Source organism: Vibrio sp. TMPB1044, from assembly GCF_030442075.1.
Taxonomy (GTDB): Bacteria; Pseudomonadota; Gammaproteobacteria; order Enterobacterales; family Vibrionaceae; genus Vibrio; species Vibrio satsumensis.
The window spans coordinates 264,974-279,575 of the sequence record NZ_JAUJED010000023.1; the positions used below are offsets into that span (position 1 = coordinate 264,974).

General features: G+C 45.1%; 11 protein-coding genes. 3 read left to right on the top strand and 8 right to left on the bottom strand.

Annotated elements, in window-relative coordinates; genetic code table 11:
- Positions 1-58: 58 nt before the first annotated feature.
- Positions 59-1,741, top strand: coding sequence for an alkaline phosphatase family protein (locus QQ041_RS17085; protein ID WP_285954574.1), 1,683 nt, complete (start codon positions 59-61; stop codon positions 1,739-1,741).
- 139 nt (positions 1,742-1,880) lie between these two features.
- Here QQ041_RS17085 and QQ041_RS17090 read toward each other — a convergent pair whose 3' ends face one another.
- Positions 1,881-2,975 carry a substrate-binding domain-containing protein gene (locus QQ041_RS17090; protein WP_285954575.1) on the bottom strand — a complete coding sequence of 365 codons (1,095 nt, stop codon included), beginning with the start codon at positions 2,973-2,975 and terminating at the stop codon, positions 1,881-1,883.
- Positions 2,976-3,056: 81 nt separating this feature from the next.
- Between QQ041_RS17090 and QQ041_RS17095 the strand changes: the two genes are divergently transcribed.
- A complete protein-coding gene (locus QQ041_RS17095; protein ID WP_285954576.1) occupies positions 3,057-4,175 on the top strand; it encodes a substrate-binding domain-containing protein in 1,119 nt (372 codons plus the stop codon).
- Positions 4,172-6,646, top strand: coding sequence for a bifunctional diguanylate cyclase/phosphodiesterase (locus QQ041_RS17100; RefSeq protein ID WP_285954577.1), 2,475 nt, complete (start codon positions 4,172-4,174; stop codon positions 6,644-6,646). Before QQ041_RS17095 ends, QQ041_RS17100 begins: the two co-directional genes overlap by 4 nt.
- 222 nt (positions 6,647-6,868) lie before the next feature.
- Here QQ041_RS17100 and QQ041_RS17105 read toward each other — a convergent pair whose 3' ends face one another.
- From QQ041_RS17105 to QQ041_RS17135, 7 genes are all read right to left on the bottom strand, one after another.
- Complete coding sequence (locus QQ041_RS17105; protein ID WP_146490194.1) at positions 6,869-7,774, bottom strand: LysR family transcriptional regulator; 906 nt, start codon at positions 7,772-7,774, stop codon at positions 6,869-6,871.
- Between the two features lie 78 nt (positions 7,775-7,852).
- A complete protein-coding gene (locus QQ041_RS17110; RefSeq protein ID WP_285954578.1) occupies positions 7,853-9,232 on the bottom strand; it encodes a BatD family protein in 1,380 nt (459 codons plus the stop codon).
- Positions 9,229-10,935: a VWA domain-containing protein gene (locus QQ041_RS17115; protein ID WP_285954579.1), complete on the bottom strand. Its 1,707-nt coding sequence runs from the start codon at positions 10,933-10,935 to the stop codon at positions 9,229-9,231. Before QQ041_RS17115 ends, QQ041_RS17110 begins: the two co-directional genes overlap by 4 nt.
- Complete coding sequence (locus QQ041_RS17120; protein WP_285954580.1) at positions 10,928-12,007, bottom strand: VWA domain-containing protein; 1,080 nt, start codon at positions 12,005-12,007, stop codon at positions 10,928-10,930. Before QQ041_RS17120 ends, QQ041_RS17115 begins: the two co-directional genes overlap by 8 nt.
- Positions 12,000-12,542: a DUF4381 domain-containing protein gene (locus tag QQ041_RS17125; RefSeq protein ID WP_285954581.1), complete on the bottom strand. Its 543-nt coding sequence runs from the start codon at positions 12,540-12,542 to the stop codon at positions 12,000-12,002. Before QQ041_RS17125 ends, QQ041_RS17120 begins: the two co-directional genes overlap by 8 nt.
- Positions 12,543-13,505, bottom strand: a complete 963-nt coding sequence (locus QQ041_RS17130) for a DUF58 domain-containing protein (RefSeq protein ID WP_285954582.1) — start codon at positions 13,503-13,505, stop codon at positions 12,543-12,545.
- Between the two features lie 12 nt (positions 13,506-13,517).
- Entirely contained in the window at positions 13,518-14,501 is a 984-nt protein-coding gene (locus QQ041_RS17135; protein ID WP_004730485.1) for a MoxR family ATPase, read from the bottom strand.
- Between the last annotated feature and the right edge of the window lie 101 nt (positions 14,502-14,602).

Below are 14,602 nucleotides of genomic sequence, written 5' to 3' on the forward strand. Positions count from 1 at the left end.
AACATTAGAAATCTGCCAAACGTTAGAACTCTGCGGCAACAGTGAATAAGGAAACTCTATGCAATACACCAAGCTTTCAGGACTAACACTCGCGTTACTCTGTGCCCTCCCTGCTTCGGCTGCGGAAAAGCCAGATCTAGTCCTTCAAATCACAGTAGATGGCCTGCGCGCAGACCTAATCGAGCGATATAAGCATAACTTCGGTGAAGGTGGCTTTCGCTACTTAATGGATGACGGTACTTATTACACCAATGCTAACTACCAACACGGCAACACAGAAACCATTGTAGGACATGTGTCGCTTGCAACAGGCGCTCCACCGAGCGTACACGGCATGGTAGGTAATGTTTGGTATGACCGTAGCGAAGAACGTTTGGTGTATAACGTAGAAGATGGCAACTACGCCATGCTGACTTCGGGTGCGGGTGTCGACAAAGCCACCGAGATCGATCCAACACAAAAGACAGCGCAAGGTGACGGCCGCTCTCCAGAGCCAATTCTCGCCACCACCTTTGGCGACGAACTTATGATTTCCAATAGCGGAAAATCGAAAGTGTTTGGTGTATCGGTAAAAGACCGTGGCGCGATTTCGCTTGCAGGACACAGTGGCAAAGCTTTTTGGTTCTCTAAAGCACAGTCTGAGTTTGTGACCAGCAACTATTACTACGACGAATATCCTGCTTGGGTATCTCGCTGGAATGAAAAAGCCATTGCCGCTCAATACTCAAAACAGAGATGGGAACTGTCGTTACCGCGTGACCAGTACACCCTGCAAGAACACAATACCGAACACAAAGTGAAACTCGGTGATTTCCAACGCACCTTCCCTCACCCATACGGCCCGGCAAGCTATAAGTACTTCAGTACTACGCTTACTGTGAGCCCTGCTGGTGATGAAATCACAGAAAACTTCGCAAGCACCTTGTTGATGCAAGAGAAGCTAGGACAAGGTGACGTAACCGATTATTTATCTGTGAGTTTCTCATCAAACGACTACGTGGTGCACCTATACGGCCCAGAAAGCCTAGAAACAGAAGACAACCTAATCCGACTTGATAAGACTCTCGCTAAGCTTTTCAAAACCGTTGATAACCAGGTGGGGCTAGAGAACACATTAATTGTGCTGTCTGCCGACCACGGTGTTCCTGAATCTTCACCTGCGGCAAATGCGCTTGGCTTCAATCAAGCTCAATACTTTAATAAGGATAAACTGCTCTCGAGTGGTGTTGAGAAACGATTGAAGGATGAATTCGGCTTAACTAAAGATGTGATTCGTTTGTATGCACAGCCTTATATCTATCTGAATCACGATTTAATCGCCGAGAAGAAGCTTGACCTCGCTAAGGTACAAGAAGTAATTGCGGATGAAATAGCAAAAGTGAAAGGCGTTGCATTTGCAGTATCAAGTAGTGATATCGCAGCCAACCGAGTACCGGACACGCACGTAATGCAGCTCATCAAAAACAACTACCATCCAGCTCGTTCTGGCGACGTGTATGTGGTATTTGCACCGCGTAGCTACATTAACGACATGGAAGGCCTTCAAATTGCCTCGACTCATGGTTCTCCGTGGAAATACGACACCCATGTACCGGTTATTTTTGCAGGCTACGATGTCGAAGCTCAGAAGATCTCGCGAGCAATCACGCCATACGACATTGCACCAACACTTTCGAATAAGCTAGGGATCACCCAACCAAGTGGCTCGATTGGAGAGGTGTTACAAGAGATCACTGAGTAGACTAAATCTCCAAGGTTTCGTCATCTAAATTTCAAATCCAGCACCCACCCAATAAAAGAGCCGTTTATCCATTTCTGACTGACTCAGTCGAAACAGGTAAGCGGCTCTTTTGATTAATGGTGGTCCGATTGAGTCGAGCTTAATTTTTTCCCGAATAACGAAAGGCTTCTTTGGTTAGCTGATTTAGTTGGTCGTTATTCATCTTATTATGTACAACAGTGATACGGCCTAGGTAAACCAACGGGACTTCGGCTTCTCTCTCTTCTAAGTGAAACTTTATCGCTTCAGCAGTTGCTACGCCAAGGTCATCACTCATGCGCATAGGTGTGGCATCCAATTCATCGGAACGAATCTTTTCTATCTCTTTCGCCGTTCCGCCCCAACCCGTGACATAGATTTCAGACAACATGTCGGCTTGGTTCAACGCATCAACCGCGCCCATGGTCATCGCAGTATTGGCATTGTGAACCATCGTCACTTCAGGGAAGTTACCGAGCACTAAACGAACGCCATCAGCCCCACCTAACTTCTGGTATTGCCCAAAGTGCTCATACACCGTTAACCAATCGCCTTTTTCTTCTACGCAATCAATGAAACCTTGTGACCGTTGAGTATCTGTTATTCCTGGGATACCTCGATTTGCTGAAAATTCGACCTTCCTTCCCAGTTCTTTCACTACATGATCACATAGAGCCTCAGCCCCCATCGCACTCGAGAAATCGAACCAACTATCTGGTTGATGTTTCCATTGTTCATTAGGTGTGTGGAACGCCCAAATAAAGGTTTTGAAATCTTTTGAAGCGGACAGTTTTTGAATATTACCGGCTTGGATACCCAGTTCAGAAGGACCAAAAATGACGAAGTCATAAGGCATCTCAGAACTCAGGACTTGCTCGGTGTATTGGGTCTGTAATGAGTGCTCAATTTGTCGGGACGTAAACTCATTGATCTCAAAAGGCAGCTCCAAAGCAATGAGCCTTTCCTTCAATGCGGTGTAATTTCTTGTCCAAAAGTCAGAAATATCTGCACTTGGATAAATCAGCGCAATTCTTACCGGTTTTTCTACCGACATCGGGGCTAATGACATTGGCTCGCCACTTACAGTCTCTTGAAATTTTTCAAGTTTCTTTACATCAGCTTCCGATCTTGCCCCATCAGCATTGACGTACAAAGGGAGGCAAAAACACGCTGTCAGTAGGGTTGGCAAAACATTTTTATAAATTTGACCCGGCATAACTGTTACCAAATGTTTGAATGTTTATTAACAATATTATAAATATAGGGTGATTATAAGTTAAAGCGTTTTATAAGCCATATGAATAAGAGATTAAATTTTGCGAGTTTGTTGCTCGCTGCTACTTGCTACTCTCCGAGTTTTGCGGGTAATCATGACGATGATTTCTTCAAATATGCTGAAGAAAAAGTGATGCGTGCGGTTTCCAACCAAAGCACTTGGCATGGTCCAATACAAGGCCCTGCTGTACGTCATGAAAAAAACGTTATTTTTGTCGCCTCTGATTTACGTAATGGTGGTGTTTACGGGGTGGGTAAAGGCATCTCCGAGGCTATTTCAAACATCAATTGGCATCTAAGGTTCATTGATGGTTTGGGCTCTGAAGTACGCCAAGGTGCAGCTATCAGAAAAGCGATTAGCTTTGAACCCGATGCCATTGTTCTCGGCGGTATTGATGCTGTTCGACACAAAACCATTTTGAAGCAAGCGGAAGATCTCGGAATTGTTGTCATTGGTTGGCACGCAACCGAGCTTGTCGGCGGCAATCCTGAAATAGGCTTATACACCAACATTACCACTGATCCTCTCGATGTAGCGGAAGTGGCAGCGCTACTCGCGATCGTAAACTCAAACGGGCGAGCAAAAACCATTGTGTTTACCGACCCGAACTATGAAATAGCGATGATAAAAGCCAACGCGATGGTCAACACCATCAAACGTTGCGGTACATGTGATGTACTTGAGCTGAACTACTTACCACTCGATAAAATTGCCGAGCAGATGCCTGCGACATTGAAGAAACTTGATAAGAAGTATGACGAGAAAATAACTCATATCTTAACCATCAACGACCTGTACATTGATTACGCTATCCCTTCTTTTGAATCTAATCTCGAAGAGCATCGGCTAATACCACAAAACATTTCGGCAGGTGACGGCAGCAAAGCCGCATACAAAAGGATTAATAGCGGTCAATTCCAACTGGCTACTGTACCTGAACCCTTATATCTGCAAGGTTGGCAAATTGTCGACGAGCTCAACCGAGCATTCAACCAGATGCCTCCAAGTGGCTACTCTGCCCCTGTACATCTCGTCACGCCCGATAATGTTGAAGAACTCATCAGCCAGTCAGACAAAGGAATCTACGACCCTAAAAATGGCTACCGTGAAGCATATCTGAAAATTTGGAAGCCACAATGAAACTACCTCAGATAAACATAACCCAACGGCTCATTATTTCGAACCTGGTTTCGCTATTGATTGTGAGCCTTGCCGTCATCATGGTGATCCGCTCGCTCTATTACGTCGAGTCGACTCTCAAAACGGAAACCTCAACACACGTATCAGATTTGATTATTAACTCAGAGATCAGCCGACGCGTATTCACTTTAACCTCTCGCGTTAAGCTGCTGGAGCAGACCTTTTTGTTCAGTGAAACCACACTGTCTGAAGAAGCGTTCAATGTTGACTTCCAACTGCAACGGCTGAGAGATCTCTCGACCAACGAAGGATTCTCGCAGAAGATCGACGCCTTTATCGATAACTTCCATCGTTTCTTAGGCAGTTCGCTAGCATTAAATCGAATCCTCAAGCAGACCAATCAAATCGACGCTGCGTTAGCCGAGCAACTTGATCAACTCGAATTTGCGATAGCCGACAGCAAGCTAAAGCACTTAGACCAACCTAATTTCATCCGTTATAACAATGAATTAGACCTCATCAACATGCTACGAGAGTCATTCCTCACCTCGGGTAAAATGGTCGGTGACATTCACAGCCGTATCACACCAGAAACGGAGAAAGTTCTGCTTATCGAAGTCGAGAAAGAGCTCGACATATTTTTACTCCACTTAGAAAACGTTGATATTGGAACGGCGGCGGTTATCGCAGAGAAGAAACGAATCCACCGCACGGTGAAACGATACAACGCGGCTTTAAAACGCATTCGAGCAAATCTGGAACAGCGTTGGTTGGTGATGGCATCGCTGTTAGTTGCTCAAAGTGACTTGTTGGAGATGGTAGAACAAACGGAATCACGTGTACAAAGCCAAGCCTTGGAATTAACAGACCAACTTGAAAAAGAGATTGGCTTATCAAGACTTAACGCAATTGTTATCAGCTTTTCAGCCTTTGTATTATCGATGTTGCTGGTTAGCCACGTTGTTAGACACCACATTAGAAAACCACTCAATGCGCTGAGACATGGCTTCGACCGTTTAGAATCCGGTAGCCTAAAAAACCCAATCAATTTGGGCAGACGTGACGAATGGTCTCACCTAGAAAAAGCATACAACGATATGGCTTCAAGGCTTTCAGAAGCTTATTTAGATCTCACTGAAGAGAAGAAAAACTTTGATTTCCTTGCTCATCACGACCCACTGACAAGCTTAGCTAATCGACTTTTAGCAACGAAGCAGTTGGACAAAGAGATCAAACAATCCAGTCAACATAACGTACCTTTCTTGTTATTTTATCTCGATATAGATGAGTTCAAGACAATCAACGATTCATTGGGGCATGCCTCGGGCGACAACTTGTTAGTTAACGTATCTCACATCTTAAACAACTTAGTGGGCGATAAAGGTTTTGTGGCGCGAATGGGCGGTGACGAGTTTTTAGTGGTGTTTTCGAATATAGGATTGGAAGAAGGACAACCCATTGCAGAACGCTTAAATCAAGCACTAAGAAAGCCTTATTACATCAATGACACTTCTATTTTTGTTTCGGCAAGTATAGGGGTATGTGAATATCCTACCCATGGTTCGAACCTTGAAACCTTAATTCGAAACGCAGACACTGCTATGTATCATGCGAAACGAAATGGTAGAGATCAATATCGAGTCTACGCAGATGAAATGACTCACGAAGTTAATGACATAATTGAAACCAATATTGGACTTCGTCAAGCGATTACCAACGACGAACTGGAAGTGTACTTCCAGCCAAAAGTTGACTTAAATTCTCAAGAAATCATTGGTGCCGAAGCGCTTATTCGCTGGCGCCACCCTAAATTGGGACTGCTTCCCCCTGTCGATTTCCTTGAAGTAGCAGAAAAAAGTGACCTCATTATCGACATCGATAAATGGGTATTTAAGAAAGTGGCAAACCTGATCACTGAGTGGCAATGCGCGGGAATGAATCTTCAGGGTGTGATTTTCTCCATCAACTTCTCAGCAAGAATGTTCTACATGACTGACCTAGCAGAACAACTGCAAGAGATACTCGATGAAACAGATTGTCAGCCTCATCAGCTACTATTGGAAATCACGGAAAGAGATATGATGCGAGATTTCGAAACCTGCTCAAGAACCATAGAGCTGCTTCATTCTAAAGGTTACAAAATCGCTATCGACGATTTTGGTACAGGCTATTCATCTTTGTCCGTATTGAAAAACCTTTCTGCTGATTGCGTCAAATTAGATCGAAGCTTTATTGAAGACATAAATTCTTCGAAAGTAGATTATGAGATTACTTGCGCGGTACTCAAGCTTGCACAAATACTTGATTTTTCAGTGATTGCAGAGGGCCTTGAAACACAAAATCATGTAAAGACTCTACGCCAAATTGGCTGCAAATATGCTCAAGGCTATTTCTTTGCTCGACCTTTGCCCATCGATGATTGGGTGTCATACTTCTTGCTTAACTCTGAGCAGAGCCAAAGAGAAGCTTAGTGCCTGTTCCTTAAATTAATAAAGTTTCAGTGAGTTAAGTTCCTTCACCGATTTTTTACGAAACAAGTGTAGCCTTCGGGCTGCCCCCACGGACCAAGCTGCCGTTACAAAAAAGCAACCTCAAAGTTCTCATCATTTATCTATAGTCAAAGTGCCACTGTGTTGGCTTTCTTTCCGTTTAAAATCGCACGAATACTTTCCATTGCACTGCCCTCTATCGTACTAACTAGCTACATCTTTTGCTGCCGCCTTGATCTTAGCGCGCAACCATTTGTGGCTTGGCTCATTGGTACGGCTTGGGTGCCAAATCATGCACATATCGAGATCGTCGAGTTCAAAAGGTAAAGGCAGCGTTCTAACATCATATTTTCCAGAAAAACAGCGTACAGATGACATTGGGAGCATACCGATGGAATTTGAGCCCTCTATAACAGGAAGCATCTCTACGACACCCGCAGCTCGATAGATTACTTTGCGTTTCTCAAGGTCACTAAAATGTTCTGAACTTAGTAGACTCCTTCGAGCGTGCCATCGCGAAACAACGACATGCTCTAAGGCTAGAAACTGCTCCATATCGATGGTATCACCTATCGTCGGGTGATCTGAGCGACACACCACGACTAACTCTTCGCTAGCAATCACTTCATGCTTGAGCATAGTTCGACCCCTTGGGGTCATATCGATGATCACATCATGTCTTTGAAGCCTAAGGTCTGACTCGTAGTCCTCTGTAAACAAGGGATGGACTTCCAAGGCAATACCTGGTGCAACTTGACTGATCAACTGCATGACTCTTGGTACCATTTCGTAGCTAGCCGCCGAGACGCAGGCAATTGAAAACACTCGGCCTGAAGTTTTAGGGTCGAAGTCTCTTGATGCGGATAAGGTAGAAGTAAAGTTTTTTAGCGCAGCGGCCATTGCAGGATAGATATCAATAGCAAATGTGGTCGGCTCTACGCCAGAAGTGGTTCGGTGAAACAGTGGCTCATCATAGATATCTCTCAACCTTGCAAGCGCTTTACTCACAGCTGGTTGGCTTATATCCATGCGATTAGCAGCTCTTGATAAGTTCTGCTCTTCATAAATAGCGACAAATATAGGAATTAGATTTAGCTCGGTACTTTTCATACAGTTCCATATTAAAGAGGCAGGTTCCCTATAGTAGAGAACCTGCCGATTATGTTCGATGCGAATGACTAAAGTTTGCTACTTAGTTCTATCTTTTAAGTCTGGCAAAGCTTTAGGGATTTTCAATCGGTCGACAATTGAGCGAGAATTGCTCGGTTTTGATTTATCATCGGGTAAGTGACCTAAGCCTTTCCATAAACGAGTAAATACGTTTTTGTCTTCGCGCCCTTGTTGAAGGGCTTCGCTATCCTCTAGCCAACGCTTTTGTCCATTCAATTTACCAAGTTGCACTTTATCCAGTTCTAGTTGAGAGGTTTCGTTTCGTAATTGACGATAGATAAAGGTTCTCAATGCAGACCAATTACCTTGCTTAAGCAAACGACGGAATACCAACCAACTCGGTGTTGGTCGGTTCTTGTAATAACGCTTCAAAGACACAAACAACGCAACACACAACACCAATGCCAAACCCACACTGATAAAGACTGACATATAAGCCTTGATGAAGGATTGGAGCGTGTGCTTGGCTTCAAACACATTCCCTTTTATCACCACGGTTTCAAGGCGCTGATTCTTGCTGTTCCACCACTGGAATGAGAAGTCTGGCAAGGTAAATTCGCCACCTTGTTGAATCACATAAACCGTTTCTTCAACTCGGCTAGAACGATAATCTCCACGTTCTTGTGTATCGTCTAAACGATTTGGCTGTGGGTAAGCTTGATATTGCTGAGTCGATTCATTGTTTAACACATCTGGCAGTAACACAGACAAGCTGTCTTTGGCCTTGATGGTTACCGTTCGAGTAATGGCATCGCCTACTTTTAAGTTTTCACTCGAGCGTTGCCATTGTTGCTCTGTATCTACTTCTGTTGCAGAAAACCAAGGCGATTCATCACTTAATAAACCTGAAGGTAGTGAGGTTTCAAACTTAATCGGCTGCGTGTAAAGCGTGCCGCCAACGTTAGAACCATCAGGTGCAGAAACTTGGACGCGAACCGGCACGGTTGGAATGACAAACTCGCCAGAAGTCATCGGATAGAGCGTCACTTCCCATCGTTGACGTGACCATGTAGTACCGCCGACTCTTTCTGTATAGTTCGTCGCGAGTTGGTTACGCTGCTTAGCGATCACGTTAGGGATTTCGATACTGCCAATTCGAGTGCCGCCAGTTAACCAGCGCGGTGTCGCCACCTCAATGTTCAGAATGACCTGCTCATTTACGCTGACTTTGGTCGGCGTTATCTTGTCGCCTGACTTGGGTTTCTCACCTACCCAAGCGATAAGCTCAACGTCACCACTTTTTTGTAGATCGAAGATGTCAGTAGCAGAAGCAAATGCAGAAAAAGCAGTGCTAAACAGCAAAACCATCGACACAAGCAAGGTCTTGGTTAAGTTCAACGACTTTGCCCACCCTACCTTTACTTGAACCAATTCAAGAGTTAAATCATATCGACTCATTGTGCTTGCTCCTGTTTTTGCGTCTGTTCGATAGACGGTGCAGGATCTCTTAACTGAATTTGAAATTTCGACTTTAAGAAGAACTTAGGATCCGCTTCAACGCGTTTTAACCACTTGTCGGCAAGCTCTTGGCTGCCCAATATTTCATTGGCGTTAAGCGTTTCCTTGAGCATCAATTCGGCTACCGTTTCTTCTTCAGCGCCATCACCCGTTCGCGGCTGATCATCTTCGAGTTCTAAAGATTCTTCAGGACCATCTGTGGTTCCAGATTGGCTTTCGCTGGTTCGGTTTACCTCTTCGACAATCCCGCTAAGCACTGCGAGGTTATTTTCCACATCCGTTCTCAGTTCTGGAGACAAGTCCCCTTTTTCACTTAATGACTTCAAAAGGTCTCTAGCAGCAAGATATTCACGCTGCCTGGCTAACGCGCTCGCTGCATTGTACAAACCAAGGTCAGTTTTGGTTTGCAAAAATGCACTGTGAGCTAGCTTAAAATCACGAGCATAGTAGTAAGCCGCGCCCTTTCGCATTGGGTCAGTAAAATGTTTGGCAGCTTGAAGGTACTCCTTTTGATTCAACAAACGTTGACCTTGTTGATCGGGCGTTAGCCATAAGTCCCACCACCATTGAGCTGTTTTATCCCAAGCTGTAAGCGACTCCACCACGATTGGTTTCTCAGCCGTTAAGTTGACTGTTTTCGCAAAAGTATTTGGTGAATAGATGCTGCCTGAAATCATCATGCCAACGACACACCACTGCACCAACCACCCTTTTCTGAACCACAACAACATAATGATCGCCATTGGAATAAGCAGGCCATAGCCCATGTCTTTCCATGGCATAGAAGATTCACCGTTAAGTTGCATGTTTCTTTCAACAGCTTGATTCAACTGTTGAATATCCGAATCGTCAACGGTCACCTCAATCACTCGACCACCTGTCTTATTCGCCAAATTACGCAATGAATCGAGGTCGACTGGATTATCGCTCACCACATTGCTGTTTCCTGCGGCCAGAATGAGCAACTGATACGGATTGTCGTTAAAGAAACTCTCATACGCCCTAATGGTGCTTGGGTTTACACCATCTGATACCAACAGTACAGAAGAGCCTAACTCACCAGACAATTGCTGATTAATTAGTGGCAACGCTGCTTCTGCTGACTTACCTGATACTGGCATAATGTCGGGTGTGATAGCCGCTAGAAACGGTTCGAATACTTTGCTGTCTTGCGTAACGGGCATTGCCACGTGTGCGCTCCCTGCGTAAACCACTAAGCCCGTAGTGCCGCCTTTGCGAGCTGCTAGTAAGTCTCTAATTTTCTGCTTAGATCGCTCCAAACGACTCGGAGGTAAATCTTTAGCGAGCATGGATTCACTATTATCGAGCACAACCAACATCGACGCTTTGTCTTCACCAAAAGGCGAAGCCTCATGCTGCCATGTTGGGCCAGAACAGATAATGATCGCGACAGTCACAATCACCACCAATAGCTTCAACGGTAATTGCTTACGCCACCCTGTTTCGCCAATGGTCAATGCATCGCGTAAATGTGCAGGTAGAATGTCTTTCCACGTTGGTTTGGTCTCTTCTCTCCAACGAACCCATAACAGGAAGAACATCGGAATAAAGGCCAACAACCACAAAGGTCGGATAAAATGAAACTGGGTAAAGAACTGTTGTAGAGTGAGAGAATCAGGCATCATCCTCTCCTTTCAATTTTTTAGTTTTAGAAGCCAAAAGCGACCTTCTACGTAAAGTCGCCAGACTAAAGGCAGTCAGATACATCACAACAACAATCGCCATTAAGTAATGGTGCAGCCCCTGTTTAGGACGATAAGTGGTACTTTCATATAATTGTGGTTCTAGCTCACCAATCTGAGCGTAGGCTTTGGTCAGTTCGTCGCGGTTAAGCGCCTCAAAGGCTTCGCCACCAGACTCTTGAGCCACTCGTTTGATGGTTTCCATATCCAAAGCCACTTCACCAACGGTTTGTGGGTCACCCATGGCGATCACGTGAATACGAACGCCTTTCGCCTTCGCAACTTTGGCTGCATCAATCGGTTCAACAAAGCTTCCAGTATCATTACCGTCGGTTAGTACGATCACGACCTTCTCTTTTTCGTTGGCATCAACACTCGAATCTTGAACGGCAGCACTTTGCTTTTCGCTTTGTTCAAACACCTTAATCGCCAAGCCAATTGCATCACCTAAGTGGGTACTTTGGCCTGCCATCGCAACATCAGTTTGATTAAGTAGTTCAAGCCATACATCTTGGTCTGCAGTAAATGGCGTCTGCACAAACGCAGCATCACCAAACAAGATCAAACCGAGTCGGTCACCTTTTCTGGTTTTTGCAAAGTCAGCTAACACTTCTTTGGTCGCATCTAAGCGAGAAATTTTATCGCCTTGCTTAGAGGTAAAGTCTTGCTCTGCCATCGAGCCCGACAAATCGACCACCACCATCACATCCCGACCTAATTGTTCGCGAACCTGTGGCTCACCAAGAATGGTTGGTTTCGCTAACGCGCATACGACCAATATCCAAGTAATAATGAGCGTGGTTCGTTGCCACCAGCTTGGTGTTAACTGGCTTGCACCTTCTGACGGTGCTTCCCCAATTGCTTCAACCAATTCTCGAAAAAATGGCACTTTAATCGCCATTTGCTTAGTCCGATAAGCTGGCACGGCAAAATAGACCAATAACGGCAAAGGCAACGCGATAAACCACAGCGGATGCGCAAATTCAAAGCTGGCAGATAAAACATCAAACATTATCTTGCCCCTCTACCGTAACTTGTACATTCGACTTGTGAAGTTTTAACCACATCATCGCGGTTTGAATCACCTCTAAACGCTGTTCAAAGCTCAAACGCACATTAGGGTCAATTAGGCTCTGCATCCATAATTCCGAGACTTCGTCAGCAAAGAACGCATTGCTGTTTTCACTGGTGTTAGCGCTAACAGGCAGATAAGCGTTCAGACAGTTCACATAAGCTTGGCCAAACAACTTGGCATTACTGCTGTCTAGGTAACGAAGCACCACTTTGAGCACCTTAAAAGTTCGCTCGGTTGAATTTTTGTCTCGTGCATCCAATACCATAAGCTCTTGAAGAGCTTCTTTTCGATAACGGTTATTCCACCATCTCTGCGCCAAACGATAAGCCAGATAGATAGCAACCAATAACAGAATAACGCCGAGGATCTTCCAGCCGATCGTTTGAGGAGCCCAGCTCACACTGTCAGGAATCGCTACATCGTGCAGTTCGCGGAGGATATAAGTACTTGGGGGCGTATGTTCAACAGCCATTTAGCGACCTCCCACTAGCTTCTGCAGCTGTGATATGTGATTGCCCGACGTGTCTAATTCAATATAAGGGAGTTTTTTCATCGCCATCAATTTAGCAAGGGACTGTTTCTGAAGTGCCGCTTTCTGAGCAAGACTTTCACTTGCGAGGTTTACCTTAGATTGGCTATCCAGATTAAGTTGAAAGCGACCATCACCCACCACCCAGTTTGCGCTTGCAAGATCTTGAGGTAATGACTGTTCTAATGGATCGGTGACCATAATGGCCAAGATGTCATTGTGTTGCTGTAACTGCTTTAGTCGATCGAGATGTTGTTCTTGGCAGTCTCGCCAGTCACTAATAAATATCAAGGTTGATTGCTTGAGCCTCATTCGCTTAATCAGTTCAATCCACTGGCTAAAACCAACATTATCTCCATCGCTTACCTTGACGCCTAAGCTTTGATTGGCTTTAGTAAGATGTTTTAGCTGAGCCAATAAATCAGATTGAGAACGCTGCGCTTTGGTATGAAAGAGTTTTTGGTGTGAGGCTAAAACGAAGCCTACTCGGTCGCCATCTTTGAGCACACGCCAACCACACAATGCCGCAACTTCGGCTGCGACGACTGACTTCATGGTGTCTTGAGAGGCAAAGAACATTGAGCTGCGCTGATCGACACAGATCATCACATTACGGTCTTTTTCTTCGGTGTAACTGCGAACATGCGGCTTCCCCGTTCGCATGGTGACTTTCCAGTCAAGGTTACGAATATCATCACCAAGTTGGTAGTGTCGTAACTCCTCAAAATTCAAACCACGACCACGGAACAAAGAGTTATGTCTACCCGAAAGTACGCTGCCCGCTTTTAAATGAGGTAACAGTGAAAATGACTCAGCTTGAGCCTGAATTCGCACTAACCTTGAATAGTCACAGTAAAGTCGAGGATCAAGGCCTTGCGGTTTAGGAGCTTGTGTTGGCTTCGCCATGACGCCCCCTAGTTATCCGATCTCAACATTATCAAGCAGTTCTTCAACCACTCTTTGATGGTCAACACCATCGGCCAATGCATCGTAAGACAACGAGAATCGGTGGCCTAATACAGTTGGCAACATGGCACGCACATCATCTAACGTGACGTGGTCACGCCCTTGCAGCCACGCATAAGCGCGAGCACATTTATCCAATGAAATAGAAGCACGAGGACTTGAACCAATTTCAATCCATTTCGATAAGTCTGATTCTGGATAACGCTCAGGTTTTCGTGTAGCCATTACCAAAGCCACGATGTAGTTCTCAACTAAATCGGAAACGGCAATGTCTGGAAGTTGGCGGCGCGCTTCAAGTACCAATTCAGGTTCAATATGCTGTGGAGTGACTAATTCCGAACTCGTCTCGCTACCGAGTTCCTCACTGCGCACAAGTCGAATGATATCGCGTTCAGCTTCATCTTCTGGATAGTCGACCGTGACTTTCATAATAAAACGGTCCATTTGTGCTTCAGGCAGTGGATACGTACCTTCTTGCTCTACTGGGTTTTGCGTAGCGAGCACCATGAATAGATCTGGCAGAATATGAGTTTGACCACCCACCGTAATCGTCCCTTCCGCCATAGCTTCAAGCAGAGCCGCTTGTACCTTTGCAGGAGCACGGTTCACTTCATCGGCTAAAACAATACTGTTGAAAATAGGACCCGGTTGAAAGTGCAACTGAGGCTTTCCATCAAGCTCTTGATACACTTCTGTACCGGTTACATCTGATGGCAGCAGGTCAGGCGTAAACTGAATTCGACCAAAACTGGTGTTCAGTAGGTTCGCCAGCGATTTCACTGAACGAGTTTTCGCTGTACCGGGAAGTCCCTCTAAAAGCACATGCCCATTAGTCAATAACCCTATCACCAGAGCCCGAACGACGTGGCTCTGACCGATAACACTTTTCTCTGTCTGTTCAATCAGTTGGTTTATTGCTTGTTGCGCATGGTTCATAGGTCTTCCCTTAATTCAATCTGGCTGCGTACATCCTACTCACAAGCCCCATAACTATTAGTTATAAGCACCATAAATTATAAGCGCATAGCCACGTCAAT

Coding starts and splice junctions, on each gene's coding strand:
- QQ041_RS17085 (WP_285954574.1), top strand. CDS start 59: ATGCAATACACCAAGCTTTCAGGACTAACACTCGCGTTACTCTGTGCC.
- QQ041_RS17090 (WP_285954575.1), bottom strand. CDS start 2,975: ATGCCGGGTCAAATTTATAAAAATGTTTTGCCAACCCTACTGACAGCG.
- QQ041_RS17095 (WP_285954576.1), top strand. CDS start 3,057: ATGAATAAGAGATTAAATTTTGCGAGTTTGTTGCTCGCTGCTACTTGC.
- QQ041_RS17100 (WP_285954577.1), top strand. CDS start 4,172: ATGAAACTACCTCAGATAAACATAACCCAACGGCTCATTATTTCGAAC.
- QQ041_RS17105 (WP_146490194.1), bottom strand. CDS start 7,774: ATGAAAAGTACCGAGCTAAATCTAATTCCTATATTTGTCGCTATTTAT.
- QQ041_RS17110 (WP_285954578.1), bottom strand. CDS start 9,232: ATGAGTCGATATGATTTAACTCTTGAATTGGTTCAAGTAAAGGTAGGG.
- QQ041_RS17115 (WP_285954579.1), bottom strand. CDS start 10,935: ATGCCTGATTCTCTCACTCTACAACAGTTCTTTACCCAGTTTCATTTT.
- QQ041_RS17120 (WP_285954580.1), bottom strand. CDS start 12,007: ATGTTTGATGTTTTATCTGCCAGCTTTGAATTTGCGCATCCGCTGTGG.
- QQ041_RS17125 (WP_285954581.1), bottom strand. CDS start 12,542: ATGGCTGTTGAACATACGCCCCCAAGTACTTATATCCTCCGCGAACTG.
- QQ041_RS17130 (WP_285954582.1), bottom strand. CDS start 13,505: ATGGCGAAGCCAACACAAGCTCCTAAACCGCAAGGCCTTGATCCTCGA.
- QQ041_RS17135 (WP_004730485.1), bottom strand. CDS start 14,501: ATGAACCATGCGCAACAAGCAATAAACCAACTGATTGAACAGACAGAG.